The 20,868-nt window shown below is 27.9% G+C and carries 20 protein-coding genes and 19 tRNA genes; 36 read left to right on the top strand and 3 right to left on the bottom strand.

What is annotated here, in order from left to right:
* Positions 1 to 25: 25 nt before the first annotated feature.
* The 19 genes from GSH19_RS01405 (at position 26) to GSH19_RS01495 (ending at position 1,706) form a co-directional block, all read left to right on the top strand.
* A tRNA-Val gene (locus GSH19_RS01405) sits at positions 26 to 98 on the top strand.
* Between the two features lie 2 nt (positions 99 to 100).
* Positions 101 to 173 (top strand) — tRNA-Lys (locus GSH19_RS01410).
* A gap of 27 nt (positions 174 to 200) precedes the next feature.
* Positions 201 to 273 (top strand) — tRNA-Thr (locus GSH19_RS01415).
* Between the two features lie 5 nt (positions 274 to 278).
* A tRNA-Gly gene (locus GSH19_RS01420) sits at positions 279 to 350 on the top strand.
* Positions 351 to 365: 15 nt separating this feature from the next.
* A tRNA-Leu gene (locus tag GSH19_RS01425) sits at positions 366 to 451 on the top strand.
* 5 nt (positions 452 to 456) lie between these two features.
* Positions 457 to 530 (top strand) — tRNA-Arg (locus GSH19_RS01430).
* A gap of 5 nt (positions 531 to 535) precedes the next feature.
* Positions 536 to 609 (top strand) — tRNA-Pro (locus GSH19_RS01435).
* Between the two features lie 27 nt (positions 610 to 636).
* Positions 637 to 710: transfer RNA gene (locus GSH19_RS01440), tRNA-Met, on the top strand.
* Positions 711 to 718: 8 nt separating this feature from the next.
* Positions 719 to 792, top strand: a tRNA-Ile gene (locus GSH19_RS01445).
* A gap of 68 nt (positions 793 to 860) precedes the next feature.
* Positions 861 to 950, top strand: a tRNA-Ser gene (locus GSH19_RS01450).
* A 6-nt stretch (positions 951 to 956) separates the two neighbouring features.
* A tRNA-Met gene (locus GSH19_RS01455) sits at positions 957 to 1,030 on the top strand.
* 2 nt (positions 1,031 to 1,032) lie between these two features.
* A tRNA-Asp gene (locus tag GSH19_RS01460) sits at positions 1,033 to 1,106 on the top strand.
* 9 nt (positions 1,107 to 1,115) lie between these two features.
* Positions 1,116 to 1,188 (top strand) — tRNA-Phe (locus GSH19_RS01465).
* A gap of 17 nt (positions 1,189 to 1,205) precedes the next feature.
* A tRNA-Gly gene (locus tag GSH19_RS01470) sits at positions 1,206 to 1,276 on the top strand.
* Between the two features lie 7 nt (positions 1,277 to 1,283).
* Positions 1,284 to 1,358 (top strand) — tRNA-Ile (locus tag GSH19_RS01475).
* 4 nt (positions 1,359 to 1,362) lie between these two features.
* Positions 1,363 to 1,450 (top strand) — tRNA-Ser (locus tag GSH19_RS01480).
* Between the two features lie 15 nt (positions 1,451 to 1,465).
* A tRNA-Glu gene (locus GSH19_RS01485) sits at positions 1,466 to 1,537 on the top strand.
* Positions 1,538 to 1,556: 19 nt separating this feature from the next.
* A tRNA-Met gene (locus GSH19_RS01490) sits at positions 1,557 to 1,630 on the top strand.
* Between the two features lie 2 nt (positions 1,631 to 1,632).
* Positions 1,633 to 1,706, top strand: a tRNA-Asp gene (locus GSH19_RS01495).
* Between the two features lie 22 nt (positions 1,707 to 1,728).
* Here the strand turns inward: GSH19_RS01495 and GSH19_RS01500 are convergent.
* Entirely contained in the window at positions 1,729 to 2,199 is a 471-nt protein-coding gene (locus GSH19_RS01500; RefSeq protein ID WP_237026133.1) for a hypothetical protein, read from the bottom strand.
* 32 nt (positions 2,200 to 2,231) lie between these two features.
* On the opposite strand from GSH19_RS01500, the gene GSH19_RS01505 reads away from it, so the two are divergent.
* The 6 genes from GSH19_RS01505 (at position 2,232) to GSH19_RS01530 (ending at position 8,355) form a co-directional block, all read left to right on the top strand.
* The gene (locus GSH19_RS01505; RefSeq protein ID WP_237026134.1) at positions 2,232 to 2,975 is read left to right on the top strand and encodes an MBL fold metallo-hydrolase; all 744 of its coding nucleotides are present in this window, start codon (positions 2,232 to 2,234) and stop codon (positions 2,973 to 2,975) included.
* A 28-nt stretch (positions 2,976 to 3,003) separates the two neighbouring features.
* Positions 3,004 to 4,074, top strand: coding sequence for a competence protein CoiA (locus GSH19_RS07195; protein ID WP_255700227.1), 1,071 nt, complete (start codon positions 3,004 to 3,006; stop codon positions 4,072 to 4,074).
* Between the two features lie 13 nt (positions 4,075 to 4,087).
* Positions 4,088 to 5,890: an oligoendopeptidase F gene (gene pepF / locus GSH19_RS01515; protein WP_305067594.1), complete on the top strand. Its 1,803-nt coding sequence runs from the start codon at positions 4,088 to 4,090 to the stop codon at positions 5,888 to 5,890.
* Between the two features lie 138 nt (positions 5,891 to 6,028).
* Positions 6,029 to 6,643, top strand: a complete 615-nt coding sequence (locus GSH19_RS01520; RefSeq protein WP_237026137.1) for a GTP pyrophosphokinase family protein — start codon at positions 6,029 to 6,031, stop codon at positions 6,641 to 6,643.
* A 25-nt stretch (positions 6,644 to 6,668) separates the two neighbouring features.
* Complete coding sequence (locus GSH19_RS01525; protein ID WP_237026138.1) at positions 6,669 to 7,478, top strand: NAD kinase; 810 nt, start codon at positions 6,669 to 6,671, stop codon at positions 7,476 to 7,478.
* The gene (locus GSH19_RS01530; RefSeq protein ID WP_237026139.1) at positions 7,471 to 8,355 is read left to right on the top strand and encodes an RluA family pseudouridine synthase; all 885 of its coding nucleotides are present in this window, start codon (positions 7,471 to 7,473) and stop codon (positions 8,353 to 8,355) included. Before GSH19_RS01525 ends, GSH19_RS01530 begins: the two co-directional genes overlap by 8 nt.
* A gap of 2 nt (positions 8,356 to 8,357) precedes the next feature.
* Here GSH19_RS01530 and GSH19_RS01535 read toward each other — a convergent pair whose 3' ends face one another.
* Positions 8,358 to 8,927 (bottom strand): copper homeostasis protein CutC, encoded by a 570-nt coding sequence (locus tag GSH19_RS01535; protein WP_237026140.1) that lies wholly within the window; start codon positions 8,925 to 8,927, stop codon positions 8,358 to 8,360.
* Between the two features lie 81 nt (positions 8,928 to 9,008).
* On the opposite strand from GSH19_RS01535, the gene GSH19_RS01540 reads away from it, so the two are divergent.
* Both GSH19_RS01540 and GSH19_RS01545 read left to right on the top strand, forming a co-directional pair.
* Positions 9,009 to 9,524, top strand: coding sequence for a tRNA (cytidine(34)-2'-O)-methyltransferase (locus GSH19_RS01540; RefSeq protein WP_237026141.1), 516 nt, complete (start codon positions 9,009 to 9,011; stop codon positions 9,522 to 9,524).
* A 14-nt stretch (positions 9,525 to 9,538) separates the two neighbouring features.
* A complete protein-coding gene (locus GSH19_RS01545) occupies positions 9,539 to 11,848 on the top strand; it encodes a DNA translocase FtsK (protein ID WP_237026142.1) in 2,310 nt (769 codons plus the stop codon).
* 11 nt (positions 11,849 to 11,859) lie between these two features.
* On the opposite strand, the gene GSH19_RS01550 is transcribed toward GSH19_RS01545, so the two are convergent.
* Complete coding sequence (locus GSH19_RS01550; RefSeq protein ID WP_237026143.1) at positions 11,860 to 11,979, bottom strand: DUF4044 domain-containing protein; 120 nt, start codon at positions 11,977 to 11,979, stop codon at positions 11,860 to 11,862.
* Positions 11,980 to 12,072: 93 nt separating this feature from the next.
* Between GSH19_RS01550 and GSH19_RS07240 the strand changes: the two genes are divergently transcribed.
* The 9 genes from GSH19_RS07240 (at position 12,073) to GSH19_RS01590 (ending at position 20,805) form a co-directional block, all read left to right on the top strand.
* Positions 12,073 to 12,468 carry a DUF3397 family protein gene (locus GSH19_RS07240; protein WP_370636117.1) on the top strand — a complete coding sequence of 132 codons (396 nt, stop codon included), beginning with the start codon at positions 12,073 to 12,075 and terminating at the stop codon, positions 12,466 to 12,468.
* Between the two features lie 135 nt (positions 12,469 to 12,603).
* Positions 12,604 to 13,029, top strand: a complete 426-nt coding sequence (gene mraZ / locus GSH19_RS01555) for a division/cell wall cluster transcriptional repressor MraZ (RefSeq protein WP_237026144.1) — start codon at positions 12,604 to 12,606, stop codon at positions 13,027 to 13,029.
* 17 nt (positions 13,030 to 13,046) lie between these two features.
* Complete coding sequence (gene rsmH / locus GSH19_RS01560; RefSeq protein WP_237026145.1) at positions 13,047 to 13,991, top strand: 16S rRNA (cytosine(1402)-N(4))-methyltransferase RsmH; 945 nt, start codon at positions 13,047 to 13,049, stop codon at positions 13,989 to 13,991.
* A gap of 14 nt (positions 13,992 to 14,005) precedes the next feature.
* Positions 14,006 to 14,389, top strand: a complete 384-nt coding sequence (gene ftsL / locus GSH19_RS01565) for a cell division protein FtsL (RefSeq protein WP_237026146.1) — start codon at positions 14,006 to 14,008, stop codon at positions 14,387 to 14,389.
* Positions 14,386 to 16,536 carry a penicillin-binding transpeptidase domain-containing protein gene (locus tag GSH19_RS01570; RefSeq protein ID WP_237026147.1) on the top strand — a complete coding sequence of 717 codons (2,151 nt, stop codon included), beginning with the start codon at positions 14,386 to 14,388 and terminating at the stop codon, positions 16,534 to 16,536. The genes ftsL and GSH19_RS01570 overlap by 4 nt, the downstream gene beginning before the upstream one ends.
* 10 nt (positions 16,537 to 16,546) lie before the next feature.
* Positions 16,547 to 17,506 carry a phospho-N-acetylmuramoyl-pentapeptide-transferase gene (gene mraY / locus GSH19_RS01575; protein WP_237026148.1) on the top strand — a complete coding sequence of 320 codons (960 nt, stop codon included), beginning with the start codon at positions 16,547 to 16,549 and terminating at the stop codon, positions 17,504 to 17,506.
* Positions 17,507 to 17,522: 16 nt separating this feature from the next.
* Complete coding sequence (gene murD, locus GSH19_RS01580) at positions 17,523 to 18,905, top strand: UDP-N-acetylmuramoyl-L-alanine--D-glutamate ligase (RefSeq protein ID WP_237026149.1); 1,383 nt, start codon at positions 17,523 to 17,525, stop codon at positions 18,903 to 18,905.
* Positions 18,906 to 19,991 (top strand): undecaprenyldiphospho-muramoylpentapeptide beta-N-acetylglucosaminyltransferase, encoded by a 1,086-nt coding sequence (gene murG, locus GSH19_RS01585; protein ID WP_237026150.1) that lies wholly within the window; start codon positions 18,906 to 18,908, stop codon positions 19,989 to 19,991.
* Between the two features lie 13 nt (positions 19,992 to 20,004).
* Positions 20,005 to 20,805, top strand: coding sequence for a cell division protein FtsQ/DivIB (locus tag GSH19_RS01590; RefSeq protein ID WP_237026151.1), 801 nt, complete (start codon positions 20,005 to 20,007; stop codon positions 20,803 to 20,805).
* Positions 20,806 to 20,868: the final 63 nt, after the last annotated feature.

A 20,868-nucleotide genomic window follows, 5' to 3' on the forward strand; every position in this document is an offset into this window, starting at 1 on the left:
AGGGTAGGACGTTGCCGCGCTATTTGGGGGATTAGCTCAGTTGGGAGAGCATCTGCCTTACAAGCAGGAGGTCACAGGTTCGAGCCCTGTATCCCCCATTGAGCCGTTAGCTCAGTTGGTAGAGCATCTGACTTTTAATCAGAGGGTCGGCAGTTCGAACCTGCCACGGCTCATTACTTTATAATAATAAAGCATATTATGCCGACTTAGCTCAGTTGGCAGAGCATCTGTCTTGTAAACAGAAGGTCGGAGGTTCGAATCCTCTAGTCGGCATAAATGCGGAAGTAGCTCAGGGGTAGAGCACAACCTTGCCATGGTTGGGGTCGCGGGTTCGAATCCCGTCTTCCGCTTGTGTCATTTCTTATGCCGGGGTGGCGGAATTGGCAGACGCACAGGACTTAAAATCCTGCGGTTAGTGATAACCGTACCGGTTCGATCCCGGTCCTCGGCATATATGCACCTATAGCGCAACTGGATAGAGTGTCTGACTACGAATCAGAAGGTTGTAGGTTCGAGTCCTACTAGGTGCATTTTTCGGGAAGTAGCTCAGCTTGGTAGAGCACCTGGTTTGGGACCAGGGGGTCGCAGGTTCGAATCCTGTCTTCCCGATTAAATATATTTTATATTTAATATTTTCGCGGTGTAGCTCAGCTGGCTAGAGCGTCCGGTTCATACCCGGGAGGTCGGGGGTTCGATCCCCTCTGCCGCGATTGGACTTGGACCTTTAGCTCAGTTGGTTAGAGCAGACGGCTCATAACCGTCCGGTCGTAGGTTCGAGTCCTACAAGGTCCATATAACAAAAATAAAATCATTGTAGACATTGCTTTTATTTTTTGTTATAATAGTTATTGTATTCTTATGGAGGATTACCCAAGTCTGGCTGAAGGGAACGGTCTTGAAAACCGTCAGGCGGGTCAAACCGCGCGAGAGTTCGAATCTCTCATCCTCCTTATTATCGCGGGATAGAGCAGTCTGGTAGCTCGTCGGGCTCATAACCCGGAGGTCGTTGGTTCAAATCCAGCTCCCGCAATTGGTCCGTTGGTCTAGCTGGTTAGGACGCCTGCCTGTCACGCAGGAGATCACGAGTTCGAGTCTCGTACGGACCGCTTTTAAATGGCTCGATAGCTCAGTTGGTAGAGCAACGGATTGAAGCTCCGTGTGTCGGCAGTTCGACTCTGTCTCGAGCCATTAAATTTAATAATTATGCGGGTGTAGTTTAGTGGTAAAACCATAGCCTTCCAAGCTATTGTCGCGAGTTCGATTCTCGTCACCCGCTTTTTTATGGGCCTATAGCTCAGTTGGTTTAGAGCGCACGCCTGATAAGCGTGAGGTCGGTGGTTCGAGTCCACCTAGGCCCATTATGGAGAAGTACTCAAGTGGCTGAAGAGGCGCCCCTGCTAAGGGTGTAGGTCGCGTAAGCGGCGCGAGAGTTCGAATCTCTCCTTCTCCGTTTTTTATTGTCTATGACCCGTTGGTCAAGCGGTTAAGACACTGCCCTTTCACGGCAGTAACATGGGTTCGAGTCCCATACGGGTCATTTTTATTTTAGATATTATCGCGGGATAGAGCAGTCTGGTAGCTCGTCGGGCTCATAACCCGGAGGTCGTTGGTTCAAATCCAGCTCCCGCAATTGGTCCGTTGGTCTAGCTGGTTAGGACGCCTGCCTGTCACGCAGGAGATCACGAGTTCGAGTCTCGTACGGACCGTATTAAAAAAGAAGGTAAGATATTAATTTATCTTACCTTCTTTTTTGTATATATTATTATTCATATTAATAATATTCAAATCATCATAATTTTTTTTAATAATATTATATGATGATAAATTTTTCCAAGTTAAAATGAGAATTTTTTCTAAATTATTTTTTTTGAGATTTCCATAGTAATAACTTTTTAAATTATCATTATTTTCTAAATTATTAATTAATCGATTTATCTTAGAATCAAAAACTTTAACTTGATCATTTCTTAATGAAAAAGAATCAAAGGTAAGATAATTTGATTCAATAAAAATTGAAGATCTTTCTATATTAAAGTTTAAACCATTTTTAAATATTGAATTATTAGAATCTACATTTATAATAATATCGTTTTTATTATGTTCAATATTATTATAAATAACTAAATTATTATTCTTGTGATTCTTTTTTATATTTTTTAATAAATTATTGCTTCCGTAAGTAATTGATATATTTTTCATGTTATCCTCTTTATATGAAAGGTTGTGTTATTTTGAAATTAAATATTCTCGGATTTAATGGTGGATATCCAGGACCAAAAATAGGAACTAGTGGTTATCTAATCTCTTCTGATGGTTTTAATTTATTAATTGATTGTGGAAGTGGAATTATGTCTAAATTAGAACAAGAAATTGATCCCTTTGATTTAAATGCTGTAATTCTTTCCCATTATCATGCTGATCATATCGCAGATGTTGGAGTTTTACAACATTATTGGCAAATTTTATATGATCAAAGAAAATATAATGATTTTTTACCAATATATGGCCATAAAGATGATTTAAGTAATTTTAATAAACTTGACTGGTTTAATTTTACTAAAAAGCATAGTTATAATGAGAAGACTGAATTGTTTATAGGACCTTTTAAAATAACATTTAAAAAAGTTATTCATCCGGTTTCGTCATATGCAATAAGAGTAGAGGAAGTAAGAACTAAAAAGGTTTTAACTTATACTTCAGATACAAAATTTTTTCCAGAATTAATTGATTTTTGTAAAAATTCTGATCTTTTAATTACTGATACAAATTTTGGTTCTGATAAAAAAGGTGAATTAGTTCATATGACTTCAAAAGAATCTGGTATTCTTGCTAATGAATCAAATTCTAAAAAATTAATAATTAGTCATTTACCACAAACTTATAATTTAAATAATTTATTAGAAGAAACTGAATCTAATATTAATAAAAATATCAAAGTCTTATTACCTGATATTAATCAAGAGTATTATATTTAAACCCGTATTTATTTAAAGGGATTAAGATATGTTAGTTGCTCATGATAAGAATGAAAAAAGAATTTATGCTAATAGTATAAATAAACAAGGAAAATTTTATTGTCCTTGTTGTCATTCACAAGTTAGATTAAAAAATGGCTCAATTAAAATACCTCATTTTTCACACATAAGGAAAGCTAATTGTGAAAATAATGAATCGGAATCATATCTGCATTTAAAAGGTAAGAACGCTTTATATAAACAAATAAATGAATTATATTCTAGTACACAACTTGAGGTGTATTTAGAAAGTATAAAGCAGAGACCTGATATATATAATTATAAGTTTATAATTGAATATCAGTGTAGTCCAATTAAAGATAATACTTTAAATAAAAGAATTAATGGTTATCAAAAATTAAAAATAAAAAATTTATGGATATTAGGATTTAAATATTATAAAAGAAATAAAATTATTTTCTCTTCATTAAAATTTTTGAAATACAATGTTAATTATGGGTTTTATCTATTATTTTTTGACGCTCAGTATGAGGTTTTTAAAATGAAGTATCATATAAATCAGGACGATATAAATTATTATTTTATTGAAAAAAGTTTTAAAAATTTCAAAGAATTTATATTTTATTTCAATTATTGTGATACTTTTATTGATAATAAAAGTAATATTATCAAAACAATTAAGATAATTAGTAATGAATTAAAATCAAAAGATAAGTATTGGTTAAATTTGAATGATTTTTGTTATCAAAATCATAAAGTATTATTAGGTGTTCCATTAGCATGTCATTCTTTTACAAATGTTGCGCCAATTTTAGGTAAATATAAACTTGAATTTTGTATACTAACAATCCTAATAATTGAATCATATAAAAAAGTGTCATATAAATTTTTATATGCTAAAATTGAAAAAAGTTTATTAGATCGTTTATTCATGCCAATGCTTGATTTAAAAATAATATTACAAAGTATACTTGTAAATTTTTTGCAATGTTTAGAAAATGCAAATGTAATTATTATAGAAAAATCAACTATAACTATGATTAAAAGTTTTGAATGGTATGAAGATTATTTTGATAAATTAAATATTTATAATAAATAGGAGAATGTTAACAATGGAAAATCATAAAAAAACAATTACAAGAAATGATGTTCCAAAAGATTTAACTTGGGATTTAACAACAATTTTTAAAGATGAAGAAGAATTTGAATTATCTTTTAATCAAGTGTTTAAACAAGTAGAAAAATTGTCTGATTTAAAAGGTACATTATCAAATAGTGCCAATGATTTATTATTTGTAATAAAAAAAATATTTTCTGTTAATAGATTATTTGAAAAGTTATTTGTTTATGCGGAATTAAAAAGTGATGTAGATACTTCTAATTCCAAAAATCAAGGTTTAGTATCAAGAGTAGAATCATTAGCTACAAAAGTTGATGAAGCACAGTCATGGTTTGAACCTGAAATTTTAAAATTAAATGAAGATACTATAGAGTCATTCTATGATGACAATCAAGAATTAAAAGAATATCAACAATTTATTAGTGATTTATTTGAATTAAAGGAACATACCTTATCTGATAACAAAGAAAAATTATTAGCACAAGCAGCTAATGTATTAAATTCTCCAGCTAAAATTTTTGGAATTTTAGATAGTTCGGACTTTAAATTTCCAAATGTTAAAAATGAAACAGGTGAAGAGACAGAATTAACTAATGGAATTTATAGTATATTACTTGAATCAACTAATGTAGAAGTTAGAAAGAATGCTTTTAAAAAGTTATATGAAGTATACAATCAATTTAATAATACACTTGCTACTACATTAAGTAGTCATGTTCAAAAACATAATTTTGAAGCTTCGATAAGAAAATATGACTCATCTAAGCAAGCATCAGTTAGTGCCAATCATATTCCCGAATCTGTGTATGATAATTTAATTAAAGTAGTTAATGATAATTTAAATCTTTTACACAGATATGTTGCTTTAAGGAAAAAAGTTCTTGGATTAAAAGAAATGCATATGTATGATTTATATACACCTTTAGTTGGTGAGCCTAAATTAAAATATACTTATGATAGTGCTAAAAATGAAGCTTTAAAGGCTTTATCTGTTTTTGGAAAAGAGTATACTTCTGCTTTAAAACATGAATTTGATGATCGTTGGATTGATGTTGTTGAAAATAAAGGAAAGAGAACAGGAGCATATTCTTCTGGAACTTATGATACCAATCCTTATATTTTATTGAATTGGCAAGATAATTTAGATAACTTATACACTTTGGTACATGAATCTGGACATAGTATGCATAGTTATTTCACGACTAAAAATCAGCCATATCAATATGGTGATTATCCAATTTTCTTAGCAGAAATAGCTTCAACAACTAATGAAAATATTTTGACTGATTATTTATTAGAAAACACTAATGATAAAGATGTTAAAAAGTACATTTTAAATTCTTATTTAGATGGATTTAAAGGTACAATTTTCAGACAAACTCAATTTGCTGAATTTGAATTATTTATTCATGAGCAAGAACAAAAAGGGATTCCATTAACTGCTGAAATGTTAAATCGTGAATATAAAAAATTGAATCAAAAATACTATGGTGATTCAGTAATTTCAGATGATGAAATCGGACTAGAATGGTCAAGAATTCCACATTTTTATTATAATTTTTATGTTTATCAATATGCTACAGGATTTGCTGCTGCAATTAATTTAGCTAGAGGAATTAATAATAAGGATGAAAAACAAATTGAAAAATATTTAGAATTTTTAAAATCTGGGAGTTCAAAAAATCCAATCGAAGTTATGAAAAATACTGGTGTAGATATGACATCATCAAATTATTTAAGTGAAGCATTTAAAGAATTTGAAAATAGATTAGATCAATTGGAAAGTATGTTATAGAAAAGTTATTGAAATTATTTATTATTAATAATTTCAATAACTTTTTAATTTAATTTGACAGATTTTATAATTAAAATAACTTTTTCAACTATGTTATTATGTAATTATAATAATTAAGAGTATGGAGTGAATCATACAATGAATACATTAAATAAAAATTGGAATGAATTCTTCTTTCCATATAATCAAGCTTCAGATGAATTAAAAGTTAAATTAAAAGGTATTAGAAAAGAATATCAACAAAAGAATAAACATTCACCAATTGAATTCGTTACAGGACGAATTAAATCGGTGTCAAGTATTCAAGAAAAAATGAAACGTCGATATATTGATGAAGATCGTTTAGAGCAAGATATGGAAGATATTTGTGGAATAAGAATTATGACTGAATTTATTGATGATATATATGATGTTGTAAAATTGTTACGCCAAAGAAATGATATTAATATTATTAGTGAAAGAGACTATGTTAATAATGAAAAATCAAGTGGATATCGTTCTTATCATATTGTTTTAGAGTATCCAGTTCAATTAATTAAAGAAGAAAAAATAATTAATGTCGAAATTCAAATTAGGACCTTAGCAATGAATTTTTGGGCTACTTTAGAACATTCATTAAGCTATAAACATTCAGATGAATTTCCCCCTGAAATCCATGAAAAATTACAAAAATCTGCAGAACAAGCTTATGATTTAGATATTAGTATGTCTGAAATTCAAAAAGAGTTAAATAATCATGATAATTTAGAATAAAAATATTTATTGGGGAGAAAAATGTATGAAAGTTTCTATTTATAGTAATGATGGTGAATCTTCATCTAAGGTTTCAAGAGAATTATATAATGCAATCAATAAATCTAAAGTACTTAAACTAGATAGCTTTAATCCAGAAATAGTTATTTCTGTTGGTGGTGATGGAACTTTATTGTCGGCTTTTCATCATTATGGCGATTTGATAAGTAAAATTAGATTTGTTGGAATACATACTGGTCATTTGGGATTTTATACAGATTGGAGAGATTCTGAAGTTAGTCAGTTAATTAATAGTCTTGAACATGATAATGGACAAAGCGTTAGTTATCCTTTGTTAGATATTCAAGTAGATTATTCTGATAATGGAGAATCAGATCAACTATTTGCTTTAAATGAATCTACTTTAAAAAAATCAAATGGAACAATGGTCGCAAAAATGTATATCAAGGATCAATTATTTGAAAATTTTAGAGGAGATGGACTATGTATCTCTACTCCAACTGGGTCAACAGCATATAATAAATCGTTTGGTGGAGCTATTATAAGTCCTAAATTTGATGCTATTCAAATTGCTGAAATGGCATCAATCAATAATCGTGTTTTTAGAACTTTAGGATCTCCAGTAATAATACCTCCAACACAATGGGTAACATTAGTGCCTAGTGCATCTAAATATAATATATTAACTTGTGATCAATTAATGGTTTTAGATAGACCAATTAAATCTATTTCATATCGAATATCTGATAAGAGAATTTATTTTGCTAAATATCGTCATACTAATTTTTGGCAACGAGTAAGTAATTCATTTATTGGAGATAAAACTGATGATTAATTTTTCATGGATTTTTACGCAAAATGTAAGAATGAAATTACGAACATTTTTGATGGATAAAGGAATTACTAGAACTTTATTAAAAAAATTAAAATTCAATGATGGTAAAATCTTAGTTAATAATGTTGAACAAAATACTAATTATATTTTGCAATATAATGATGAGATAAAAATAATTTTGCCAGCAGAAGAAATAAATCCTAAATTAAATCAATCTAAAAAACCAATTGATATTTTATATGAAAATGATAATTTTATTGTTATTAATAAGCCAATTGGATTAGCTTCAGTTCCATCACATTTATATTTTGATGATAATTTAGTATCACGTGTTCTGTATTACTATGTTAAAAATAATTATCCAAGTAAAAAGGTCCACATTGTAAATCGGTTAGACCGAGATACAAGTGGACCTGTTATTTTTGCAAAAAATCATTTTGCTCATTCAGTTTTAGATAAGCAATTAAAAGAAAAAACAATCAAAAAATACTATTATGCTTTGGTAAAAGGAAATATTGTTGAAAGAAAAGCAAAAATTATTTTACCAATTGGTAGAAAAGACGATTCATTTATTGAAAGAGAAGTTAGAAATGATGGAAAATATGCTGAAACTGATTTTACAAAATTAAAATCTAATAAGAATGTTACTTTTGTAAAAATTCAATTGCATACTGGAAGGACCCATCAAATAAGAGTTCATTTTTCAGCAATTGGGCATCCTTTATTAGGGGATTGGTTATATAATCCAAATAATCAGGATAAATTTAATTATCAAGCTTTGCATTGTTATCAAATTATTTTTTTTGATCCTTTTCAACAAAAAGAAATTAAAATTAATGCTCCTTTGCCACTATATTGGCGAGAAATGATAGGTTAGAATTATTTTTTAACGATTATAATATTTGCGTTATTAGATTCTTGGATAGTTGCTATTTCTTCATTTGATGAAGCTAGTTGAACAATTTGGATATTTTTATTTAAATTAATTATATCTTCATTAACAGATTTGGTTAGTATTCTATCAAATCCAGAAGTTATCATCCATTCAATATCATTTGGTGTGTATAGTAATTTATCAAATGAATTATCGTAATTAATTTCCATTCCACCACATGCAGCAATTAGTGTATTCATAGATTCGATATCAATTTGGTTATCTTCAGTAGTAGCACTAATATAAACTCCATCAACACCCATTTCTTGGCATTGAAATAAGTCGTTTTCCATTATTTTAATTTCAATATCATTGTAAATTGAAGTTTGTTGATTTGAATTAATTAAAACGTCAATACTTAATTTCTTTTCATGTGCATATTTAGTTGCTTCAGCAATAAATCCTCGACTGGGAGTTGATCCATCAGCAGATCCAATTAAAACACGTCCTTGAGATTGTTTGATTAATCCTGTAAGTTCTCTGAAATTTGAAGCAAAAGGTTCGATCATTGCCATTAAAAATTCCTCCAATATTTAAATATCATTACATGTTATAATAATAACAAAATATTAGTGAAATTGTGTAGGAGGATTTTTATGAGTAACCATATTGTTTTGTTTGAACCTCAAATGCCAGCCAATACTGGTAATATTGCAAGAACTTGTGCAGGAACGGATACTATTTTAGATTTAATTGAACCCTTAGGCTTTTCAATTGATGATAAACATTTAAAAAGAGCTGGTTTGGACTATTGGGATAAGGTGGAGATACATAATCATAAAAGTTTGCCTGAATTTTTAAGAACAGTTAATAATAAAGAAAACTTATTTTTAGTTTCTAAATTTGCAAATAAAATTTATTCTGAACCTGATTATACTAATCCTAATGATGAAGATTTTTATTTTTTATTTGGAAAAGAAACTACAGGATTACCCGAAGTCTTTATGAGAAACAATGAAGAAAAAGCAATTAGAATTCCACAAGATGATAATAATATTAGATCATTAAATTTATCAAATACATGTGCTATTGTAATTTTTGAAGCTTTAAGACAACAAAATTTTAATAATTTACAACAAAGTAAAGTTTATGAAAACGATAAACTTAAGTAAAAGGATGATTTTTTTTGGTTCAAAAAAAGAAAAAGAGTAGCAAAAAAAAGAAAAATAATAAAGTAATTAAGCAAATCATTAAATTTATCGTTGATTATCAAAATAATTTAATTGGTTTTTTTATTTCTTTACTATCAATTTTGGGTTATTTTAACCTAGGATTAATTGGAAACATATTTGCAAATTCAATTAGATTATTTTTTGGAAATACGTATAGATTGATTTTAATTTTTACTTTATTATTTGGAATTTACTTTTTGTTTAATATTAAACAAAAAATTTTTAATAAAATCCATCCAAGGTATTATATTGGTTCATTTTTAATGTTTATAGGTTGGTTAATTTATTCTCAAGTTAAATTTGTCGAGTTAACAAATCAGCATAGTGATTTTTTTATAAATACATGGAACATTGTTATAAATCAAATTAGATCTAATGGTATTGATAACAATGTTGGCGGTGGGTTAATTGGCTCAATTTTTTTGACTATTTTTAGTGCTTTAATTTCAGTTGTTGGAACTAAAATATTTTCAATTTTAATTTTTATTTTTGGAATTATTATCTTTTTTAATATTCCTATTATTAAAATAATTAAACGTTGTTTTATATTAATTAATGAGTTCATTATTAATTTTATTAAACAGTTAAAAGATAGGTATGAGAATAAGCAAGAACGAGTTAAATATACACATGAACCGATTAAAAAAGAAACTAAAATTAAAAATAATGAAAACATAAAAGTAGAAGATAAAAAAGATTTAAATGAACCTTCATTAGACATAAATATTAATACTAACAATAATAAAATTAAAAACCAGCAATCAGAAGAAAAAGAAGAAAATTATCCAAATATTTCAGTTAATACTTTAAATCCAGATTCTGATTATAAATTACCTAAGAGTGATTTATTAGTTAAAAAGAAAGAAAAAGATCAGTCTGATGATTATAAAGACATCCAAAATAATAGTATGATTTTACAAAAAACATTGAGCAGTTTTGGTGTTGATGCAGAAGTAAAAAATGTTAATTTAGGACCTTCTGTAACTGAATATGAATTACATCCAGCAATTGGTGTTAAAGTAAGTAAAATTGTTAATTTAAGTGATGACTTAGCTTTGGCATTAGCTGCAAAAGATATTAGAATCGAAGCTCCTATTCCAGGTAAATCTTTAATAGGAATTGAGGTTCCAAACAAAAATGTTTCAACTGTTTCTTTTAGAGAAGTATTTGAAGCATCTTTTCAAAAAAATAAAACTAATGTTTTAGAAGTACCATTAGGAAAAGATGTTAATGGGGATGTAATAAGTAGTGATTTAACTAAAATGCCTCATTTATTAATTGCAGGATCAACTGGAAGTGGTAAATCGGTTGCGATTAATGGTATTTTAACTAGTATTTTATTAAAAGCATCACCAGATCAGGTTAAATTAATGTTAATCGATCCTAAAAAAGTAGAATTGGGGTCTTATAATGGGATTCCTCATTTATTAAGTCCAGTTGTATCAGAACCTAAAAAAGCTGCAAGGGCTTTACAAAAAGTAGTTGCAGAAATGGAAAAAAGATATGAATTATTTGCTAAAACAGGGCAAAGGAAAATTGGAAGTTATAATGAGTTTGTAAAAAAACACAACCAAGATAATGAGGAACAATTACCATTACTACCATATATAGTAGTAATTGTTGATGAACTTGCTGATTTAATGATGACGGTTTCTAATGATGTTGAAAGCTCAATTATTCGATTAGCACAAATGGGAAGAGCTGCTGGAGTTCACATGATTTTAGCAACCCAAAGGCCTTCAGTAGATGTTATTACAGGATTGATTAAGGCGAATGTTCCTTCAAGGATTGCTTTTGCAGTTTCTAGTGGAATTGATTCAAGAACAATATTAGATTCAAATGGAGCAGAAAAATTATTAGGTCGAGGAGATATGTTATATCAACCTATAGACAAAAATAAACCAGTTCGTATTCAAGGTGCTTTTGTACCGGATGACGATGTTGAAAATGTCGTAGATTTTGTAAAAGATCAACAAGAGGTCAAATATGATGATACGATGGTTGTTTCTGATGATGAAATAAAAGATGATTTGGATGAAAATAACGCTGAAGAAGATGAATTATTTAATGATGTATTAAATATTGTAGTAAAAGAACAAAAAGCAAGTACTTCAATGATTCAAAGACATTTCAGAATCGGATATAATAGAGCGGCAAGAATTATTGATGATTTAGAAAATCGCGGATATATTGGACCACAACAGGGAAGTAAACCTCGAGAGGTTTATAAAAAAGATAATGAAAATAAAAAAGATGACTTTTAAAGTCATCTTTTTTATTGCATAAATTGAATTACTGCAGCCATAATAGTAGAACCTACTATTCCAACAATCATAATCCAAGTAAAAATCATTATGATTTTTTGAAACTTTGATTTATCTTTCCATTTAGTCAAAATTTTCACCGCTTTCAGATAAATTGATGATTATAATTTTAACGTTTATAATTAATAATTACAAGTTAGGCTATTAAAGAGAGGAAATTATTAATGGATATTCTAAATAATGATTTTAGTTTTGGTAGTGTTTTTTTAGCAATTATAATACAATTTATTATTTTTTTTGGATTTTATTTGATTTTAAAGATTGTAAAATCACATTCTAAAAATAGATTTATTCAAAAAATTAAATATTTTGATTTGCTACCAATACTGACTATTTTTTTTATTAAGTATTTAACAACTAATCAACATGGGTATTCTTTACTACCATATGTAATATTAATATGGTCAATTTTTGGGATTGCGTTATTATTTATGATAACTAAAAATTATAAGGAGCTCATTCTAAGTCGCTTTTGGTTAGTTTTTTGGAGATTTGGTGATTTATTGTTAGGTTTTTCATGGTTGTTTTCAATTATATATAGAATTATAAAAGTGTTATAAAACTAAACAAAAATAAAAGAACTTTAATTTTTTATTTTAAAGTTCTTTTATTTTTGTCATTAATAAGCTACTAAGTGGTGAAAAGTGGTGCATTGTGGTAGAATTTACTTATAAATCTATGCTTGGGGTGATTAAATGCTTATTGGAGAATATCGACATAATATTGATTCAAAAGGCAGATTAATTGTTCCTGCAAAATTCAGAAATATACTAGGTGATAATTTAATTGTGACAAGAGGTTTAGATGGATGCTTATTTGGGTATTCTTTAGATCAATGGCAAAAAATTCAAACTAAAATTGAAGAATTACCAGTTAATAGAAAAGATGCTAGAACATTTACTAGATTTTTTTTCTCAGCTGCGACAGATTGTGATTTTGATAAACAAGGTAGAATTAATCTACCAGATTTATTGATTAATTATGCTGGATTAAATAAAAAGTGTGTTTTGGTTGGATTGTCTGATCGAGTAGAAATATGGAGTGAAGAAAAGTGGAATTCGTTTACTGAAGAAACTGAAAGTAAATTTGAAGATATTGCTGAAGATTTATTAGATCTTTAAAAAGAGGTGATTATTTAATGGGAGAATTTAAACATGACACAGTTTTGTTAAATGAAGCTGTTGATGGATTAGATATAAAGCAAAATGGTAATTACGTTGATTGCACTTTAGGTGGGGGTGGTCATAGTTCAAATATTTTACAAAAATTAAAGCAGGGTCATTTGTACTCATTTGATCAAGATCAAACAGCGCTGGATTATAATCAAGAACATTTAAGCAAATATTTAGAAAATAACGAAATAACTTTTATACATAGTAATTTCAGAAATTTAAAGCAAGAATTAAATGATATAAGCATTAATAATGTTGATGGAATTGTTTATGATTTAGGAGTTTCTTCACCTCAATTTGATAATGGTGATCGAGGCTTTAGTTATAATTATGATGCTAGATTAGATATGCGTATGGATCAAAGACAATCTCTAGATGCATGGGAAATTGTTAATGAATGGGATTATTCACAATTAGTTAGAATTTTTTTCCGTTATGGTGAAGAAAAATTTTCAAAGCAAATCGCTAGAAAAATAGAAAGTAAGCGAAAAGAAACAACAATTGATACAACTGGTGATTTAGTCGAAATAATTAAAGAAGCAATTCCTGCTGCTGCAAGAAGACATGGTGGACATCCAGCAAAAAAAGTTTTTCAAGCAATTAGAATTGCAGTTAATGATGAATTAGGTGCTTTAGAAGAATCATTGGAACAGGCTTTTGAATTGGTTTCGGTTGGTGGAAGAATTAGTATAATAACATTTCAATCATTAGAAGATCGATTGGTTAAAAGCATGTTTAAAGAGAAGTCAACAATTAAAGACCTACCATCTGGGTTACCAATTATTCCTGATGAATTAAAACCTGATTTTCAATTAGTAAATAAAAAACCAATTTTACCTAGTGAATATGAGCAAAGCAAAAATAGAAGATCGCATAGTGCCAAGTTAAGAATAATTGAAAGGATAAAATAGAAGAGGTAATTATTATGTCAAATAATGCATTAGCCAAAAATTTACAACAAAGTTATCAGTCAGAATATAAAGAAAAGTCCAATCAAAATTTAAAATCAAGTTTAAGTCCGAAACCTGATTCAAAATTAAAAGTTTCTTTTTTTGAAAAAACCCTGATTTCTGTTGGGGGATTGGTAATCGCATTTTTGATGATTATTACAGTATCATCTAAAATTTCTTTAGGTGATTCTCAACAACAACTTCAAAATATTAATTCATCAGTAGTTCATGTACGTAATCAAAATAATAATTTGAGTCAAGAAAATGATGAGTTAAATAGTGGGGTAAGATTAAATAAAATTGCCAAAAAATCAGGATTATCATTAAATAGCAAAAATATAAGGAATGTTAACAGATGAGTAAAAATGAATTAATGGATAATTTAAAAAAGGCCAGCTCAAATAGGAAGAAAGTCGGGATATCGATTTTCTTCCTATTTATAGTGGCTTTTTTATTAGTTGCATTTAGGTTTTCTTATATTGCTATTTATAAAAATGTTCAACACGTAAATTTAAGTGAGCAAACCAAAAATTTATATACACAAAAAAGTGTTTTAAAAGCTCAAAGAGGAACAATTTATGATTCAAATGGGGATGCTTTAGCAAAAGATAATAGTACTTATTCGATTTATTTAATTCTTGATAAAAGTCAAAAGGATTTAAATGATAAGCCTTTATATGTAACGAATAAAAAAAGGACTGCAAAGATTTTATCCAAAAATTTACCAATAACATTTAAAAAGGCTTATAAAGCTCTTAATCCAAAAAATAAAACATTTCAAGTTGAACTTGGTAGTTCTGGCCAAAATATTTCTTTGACAAAAAAGCAAAAATTAGAATCTTATAAAATTTCAGGATTGAATTTTGTACAGCAACAATCCAGATTATATCCTAATGGTATTTTTGCGTCACATCTTATAGGATTAGCTTTACCAGAAAATGATAAAAATAATACAAGTTCATTAGTTGGTCAAATGGGATTAGAAAAGGCTTTTAATAGCACATTATCTGGTGAGAATGGTTATAAAGAAACAAAGTTAGATGGAAGCGGTTATGAATTTTCTGATGGTAAGCAAAAACAAAGAAAAGCTATTAATGGCAATAATTTACACACTACAATTGATTCAAGGTTACAAATTTTATTAGAAAATCAAATGAGTAAAGTTCAAGAACAAGCTAATCCAGAAAATATGAATGCGGTATTAATGGAAGCTAAGACAGGTAAAATTGTTGCGGCTACTCAAAGACCAACATTTAATTCTACAACAAAAAAAGGGCTTGGAGATATTTGGAGAAATACACTTTATCAAGAATCCTATGAACCTGGTTCAACAATGAAAATATTTACTTTAGCTGCCGCAATTAATAGTGGAAATTACGATGGAAATGCAACTTATTTATCCGGTAAGAGATCAATTAATCAACAAATTGTACCAGATTGGAATACTAATGGTTGGGGAAGAATTACTTTTAATAAAGGATTTGCATTATCTAGTAATGTTGCAATGTCTTATTTGCAAACGCAAATGGGAGCAACAGTTTGGAAAAAATATATTGATGATTTTCATTTTTTGAAAAGCACAAATTCTATTTTTGATAATGAAGATAAAGGTAATATTAATTATAAATATCCAATTGAACAAGCTGATACCGCATTTGGTCAAGGAATCCAAGTAACAATTTTACAAATGATGCAAGCATTATCATCGATTTCTAATGATGGTAAAATGATAAAACCAAGATTTGTTAACGAAGTTACAAGTTATAATAATAAAAAGGTATTAAAAAAATATAATAAACAAGTTATTGGTAATCCTATTACGGCTAAAACTGCTAAAAAAGTGCGTAAACGTATGGAAGATGTAGTTTATAAGCCATATGGTATTGGTGCTGATTATAAAATTCCAGGATATCGAGTTGCTGCAAAAACAGGTACTGCTCAAGTAAGTAATGGAGCAGGTGGATATAGTAATGGGGATGATTCGTATCTTTACTCTGTTGCCGGAATGGTTCCTGCTAAAAATCCGAAATATGTTATGTATATAACAATGAAAAAACCACAATTACCAGGTGGAAAAACTGCTACTCAATTAATGGCAGAAATTTTTAATCCGGTAATTAAAAGAGCGGTTCAACAAAGTAAATCTGGGAATACTAATTTATTAAATAATGTACCTGATGTAAAAAATATGAAAGTTAAAAGCGCAAAAAATAAATTAAAACAACAAGGGTTTAATCCTGTTCTAATTGGTAATGGTAATAAAATAGTTAAACAATCACCAAAAGCAAATGCTGATGAAATTAATGGCAAAAGTATAATGCTTAGAACTAATGGTACTATTACGATGAAAAATCTAAAAGGCTGGAAAAAAGAAGATGTAAAAGCTTATGCTAAATTGGCAAATATTAAGCTTAAAACTATTGGTAATGGATATGCTTATCAGCAATCAATTACCAAAAATATAATAATCAAAAAAAATCAAAAATTATACGTTTATTTCAGATAAGGAGAAAATAATGAAAGAGTGGCTATTACCGTTAATTGTAGGATTTGTTATTAGTTTTATATTAACTCCAGTATTAATAACCTATTTTAGATCAAAAAAAGAAGGCCAAATGATTCGAGAAGAGGGGCCAAAATGGCATGAAAAGAAAAGCGGAACACCAACGATGGGTGGACTCGCGTTTATCATTTCGGTTATTATTACAACTTTAATATGTACTTTCATATTAAAAACACAAAATTTAACAACAGTATTGTTAATTTTATTAATATTATCTTATGGATTAATTGGTATGTGGGATGATAGTATAAAAATTTTTAAGAGACAAAATGAGGGTTTTAAAGCATCTCAAAAGTTTTCTTTACAAGTATTAATTGCAATTGTCTTTGGATTTATTTTTATAGTAAGTGGTCAATCTACTGTAATATCAATATTTGGTCATAATTTATTTGATTTAGGATATTTATATATTATCTTTGTAGTATTATGGATTACTGGTTTTTCTAATGCTGTTAATCTAACTGACGGATTAGACGGTTTAGTTACAGGATTATCCATAATATCATTCTTTACTTATGGAATTATTGCTTATGTACAACATCAATATAATGTATTAATATTTTGCTTATCAATTGTTGGATCATTAATTGCATTCTTATTATATAATCGAAAACCAGCTAAAATATTTATGGGTGATATGGGTTCATTAGCTTTAGGTGCTTCATTAGCAGGAGTATCAATAATTTTAAAGCAAGAGTTATCATTAATATGGATTGGATTAGTATTTGTTATTGAAACACTAAGTGTTATGTTACAAGTGGGATATTTTAAATTAACTAAAAAAAGAATTTTTAAAATGACTCCAATTCATCATCACTTTGAAATGTCAGGGTGGAGTGAATGGAAGGTTGTAACTGTTTTTTGGTTTGTTGGTTTAATTACATCAATCAGTTATTTATTATTGTATAGATAGATATGGGGTAATTATTATGAATAAAGGTTTAGAAATTTATAAGAATAAGAAAATATTAGTTTTTGGTGCGGGATTAAGTGGTGTTAATGCAGCACTTTTTTTACAATCTAATGGAGCTAAAGTTAGTTTGATTGATCAAAAAAAAGCAAATGAAATAAATGATTATCAAAGATTGATAGATAATGGCATTAAGGTATTTACTGAAAGTGATTCAGCAGATATTTTAGAAAATGAGTATGAATTAATTGTAAAAAATCCAGGTATTCCTTATACAGCACCTATTGTAAAAAAAGCTAAAGAAAAAAATATTCCAATAATTACTGAAGTAGAAATTGCTTCTGAAATGAATGTTGGAGGTTTAGTTGGAGTAACCGGAAGTAATGGTAAAACCACTACAACAACAATGATTGATGAAATGCTTAGTCATAAAAAAGATGGAAAATCATTCAAAGCGGGAAATATAGGTATTTCTGCTACTCAAACAGCACAAAATGTTTCTGTTAATGATATTCTGATTTTAGAATTATCAAGTTTTATGTTATTAGGAATTACTGATTTAAAACCTCATGTTGCTGTTATTACTAATATTTTTTCAAATCATCTGGATTATCATTTAACACGAGAAAATTATATTAATGCAAAAATGAGAATTACTGAAAATCAAGATGAAAATGATTATTTAGTAATTAATTTCGATGAAAAAGAATGGGAAAATTTATCTAAGAAAACTAAAGCTCAAGTTGTTCCTTTTTCACGTTTAAAGAAAACGGAAAAAGGTGCTTATCAATCTGATGGAAAACTTTATTTTAAAGATGAATTCATTATTGATGTAAGGGATATTTTTGTTCCCGGTGAGCAAAATGTAGAGAATGCTTTAGCAGCAATTGCTACAGCTAAAATTTATAATATTAATAATGAAGATATTGCTAAAGTTTTAAAAACATTTAGCGGAGTTAGACATCGTGTTCAATATGTATTAACTGATAATAATGATATTTCATACTATAATGATTCAAAAGCTACTGATATAGAAGCTACACAAATGGCAATTAGAGGATTAGGTAAATCAATTGTGTTAATTGCTGGTGGTTTAGATAGAGGATATAAATTTGATGGACTCGTCGATGATTTTAAAAATCATTTAAAGGGAATTGTTTTATATGGTCAAACAGCGCAATTAATGAAAGAAGCTGCTTTAGAAGCAGGATTATCAAAAATTGAAATAGTTAAGGATTTAAAAGAAGCAACAAAAACTGCTATATCAATTGCTGAAAGTAAGGATGTAGTTTTATTGTCTCCTGCTAATGCAAGTTGGGATCAATTTGATAATTTTGAAGATCGAGGAAATCAATTTATTAGTGAAGTTGAAAAAATAACTAAACAAAAGGAGAAAATGTAAATGAAGATTATTGTTTCTGGTGGTGGAACAGGTGGCCATATCTATCCAGCATTATCTTTAATAGATCGTTTGTCTAAAAATGATGAAGTTTTATATGTGGGTTCTGAACGTGGTTTAGAAAATAAAATTGTTAATGAAAAAAATATAAATTTTAAAGCATTAAAAATTCAAGGATTTGAAAGAAAATTATTTTCAACACATAATTTAAAAACTGTTCATCTATTTTTAAAAAGTTTTAAGCAATCTAAAAAAATTATTAAAGAATTTAAACCAGATGTTGTAATTGGTACTGGAGGATACGTATCTGGAGCAGTTATTTTTGCAGCTGCGAAGTGCAAAGTACCAACACTAATTCATGAACAAAATAGTGTAGTTGGATTAACAAATAAATTTTTATCTAAGTATGTTGATAAAATTGCCATTTCATTTGATGAAGTGAGAAGCCAATTTCCAAAAGATAAAATTATATTTACTGGTAATCCTAGAGCTCAAGAAGTTTTAAATGAAAAAAAACAATTTGATTTAACTCAATGGGGATTGAAGAATGAATTAAACACAGTATTGGTTTTTGGAGGTAGTCAAGGTGCACCAAAATTAAATCAAGCAATGATTGATTCAATTGAACAATTAAATAAAAAAGATTATCAACTTGTTTTTGTTACAGGATCAAAAAGATTTGAAGAAGTATCTAAAGCATTGAGTAATATCAATGTTAATAAAAATATTTATATCACACCATACATATCAAATATGACTGAAATACTACCTCAAATTTCATTAATAGTTGCAAGAGCTGGAGCTACAACAATTGCTGAAATAACTGCTTTAGGAATTCCATCAATTTTGATACCAAGTCCATATGTGACTGCTGATCATCAAACTAAAAATGCAATGAGTTTAGTTAATAATGAAGCAGGTTTGATTATTGAAGAAAAAAATTTAAACAGTTTAAATTTGGTACAAAAAATTGATCATGTTATGGATGATAATAAGATTAGAGAAAAAATGAAAATTAATTCCAAAAAATTAGGAATTCCTGATGCTGCAGATCGGTTGTTTAATGTTGTAAAAGACTTATCTAAATAAAGAGTGAGTATTTATGAAAAAATTATTTTTCAAAAAAAGGAATGCCGAATATTTTAGAAGAAAAAGAATTAACACTGAATTAGTTAAATTAAAAAAACAAAGAAGAAATAATCTAGTTTTTAAAATGGTTCCATTACTTATTTTATTTTTTATAATTTTATTAGGTTCACTTTACTTTATATCTCCATTAAGTAAAGTGAGTGAAGTAAATATAATTAATTCGAAAAATCAACAAAAAATAAATAATATTAATGGATTAGATTTTAATAAGAATGATTCACTTTTGTTTGTTAAAAAAAATTATAAATTTGCAAAAAAAACGTTATTAGACAAGAATCAAAACGTTAAAAATGTTAAATTTAGAATTAGTAATATAAATAAATTACAAGTAAATGTTACAAGAGAGAATGTAAATGCATATTTATTAAAAAATAAAAAATATTTTGAAATATTTGCTAATGGTAAAATAGCTGATAAATCAATTCCTAAAGATAATTTAAAAAATTATTGCATACTTAAAAATTTTAATGATTCAAAAAATATTAGAGAAGTTGTAAAAGCTTATAAAGATATTCCAGATAAAATTAAACCTACTATTAATTATATTAAGAATAAATCTAATAAAAGTAATCCAAAAAGGGTGCTATTATCAATGAAGGATGGAAATTATATTATTGCTAATTATGATACTCTATCTAAAAAGATTGAGTATTACCCTAAAATTGCTTTTTCTCTTAAACAAAAGAGTATTATTAATATTGAAATAGGTGGATATTCATATCCTTTGAAACATAAGTTAAATCAGGATTCATAAGCTTTTTAATTATTTAATTGTCATGATAAAATAATTATGCAAATAAAAAGATAAGAAAGTTGA

The sequence above is a fragment of the Lactobacillus sp. S2-2 genome (assembly GCF_021698855.1).
GTDB lineage: Bacteria > Bacillota > Bacilli > Lactobacillales > Lactobacillaceae > Fructilactobacillus.

Coding starts and splice junctions, on each gene's coding strand:
- GSH19_RS01500 (WP_237026133.1), bottom strand. CDS start 2,199: ATGAAAAATATATCAATTACTTACGGAAGCAATAATTTATTAAAAAAT.
- GSH19_RS07195 (WP_255700227.1), top strand. CDS start 3,004: ATGTTAGTTGCTCATGATAAGAATGAAAAAAGAATTTATGCTAATAGT.
- pepF (WP_305067594.1), top strand. CDS start 4,088: ATGGAAAATCATAAAAAAACAATTACAAGAAATGATGTTCCAAAAGAT.
- GSH19_RS01520 (WP_237026137.1), top strand. CDS start 6,029: ATGAATACATTAAATAAAAATTGGAATGAATTCTTCTTTCCATATAAT.
- GSH19_RS01525 (WP_237026138.1), top strand. CDS start 6,669: ATGAAAGTTTCTATTTATAGTAATGATGGTGAATCTTCATCTAAGGTT.
- GSH19_RS01530 (WP_237026139.1), top strand. CDS start 7,471: ATGATTAATTTTTCATGGATTTTTACGCAAAATGTAAGAATGAAATTA.
- GSH19_RS01535 (WP_237026140.1), bottom strand. CDS start 8,927: ATGGCAATGATCGAACCTTTTGCTTCAAATTTCAGAGAACTTACAGGA.
- GSH19_RS01540 (WP_237026141.1), top strand. CDS start 9,009: ATGAGTAACCATATTGTTTTGTTTGAACCTCAAATGCCAGCCAATACT.
- GSH19_RS07240 (WP_370636117.1), top strand. CDS start 12,073: ATGGATATTCTAAATAATGATTTTAGTTTTGGTAGTGTTTTTTTAGCA.
- mraZ (WP_237026144.1), top strand. CDS start 12,604: ATGCTTATTGGAGAATATCGACATAATATTGATTCAAAAGGCAGATTA.
- rsmH (WP_237026145.1), top strand. CDS start 13,047: ATGGGAGAATTTAAACATGACACAGTTTTGTTAAATGAAGCTGTTGAT.
- ftsL (WP_237026146.1), top strand. CDS start 14,006: ATGTCAAATAATGCATTAGCCAAAAATTTACAACAAAGTTATCAGTCA.
- GSH19_RS01570 (WP_237026147.1), top strand. CDS start 14,386: ATGAGTAAAAATGAATTAATGGATAATTTAAAAAAGGCCAGCTCAAAT.
- mraY (WP_237026148.1), top strand. CDS start 16,547: ATGAAAGAGTGGCTATTACCGTTAATTGTAGGATTTGTTATTAGTTTT.
- murD (WP_237026149.1), top strand. CDS start 17,523: ATGAATAAAGGTTTAGAAATTTATAAGAATAAGAAAATATTAGTTTTT.
- murG (WP_237026150.1), top strand. CDS start 18,906: ATGAAGATTATTGTTTCTGGTGGTGGAACAGGTGGCCATATCTATCCA.
- GSH19_RS01590 (WP_237026151.1), top strand. CDS start 20,005: ATGAAAAAATTATTTTTCAAAAAAAGGAATGCCGAATATTTTAGAAGA.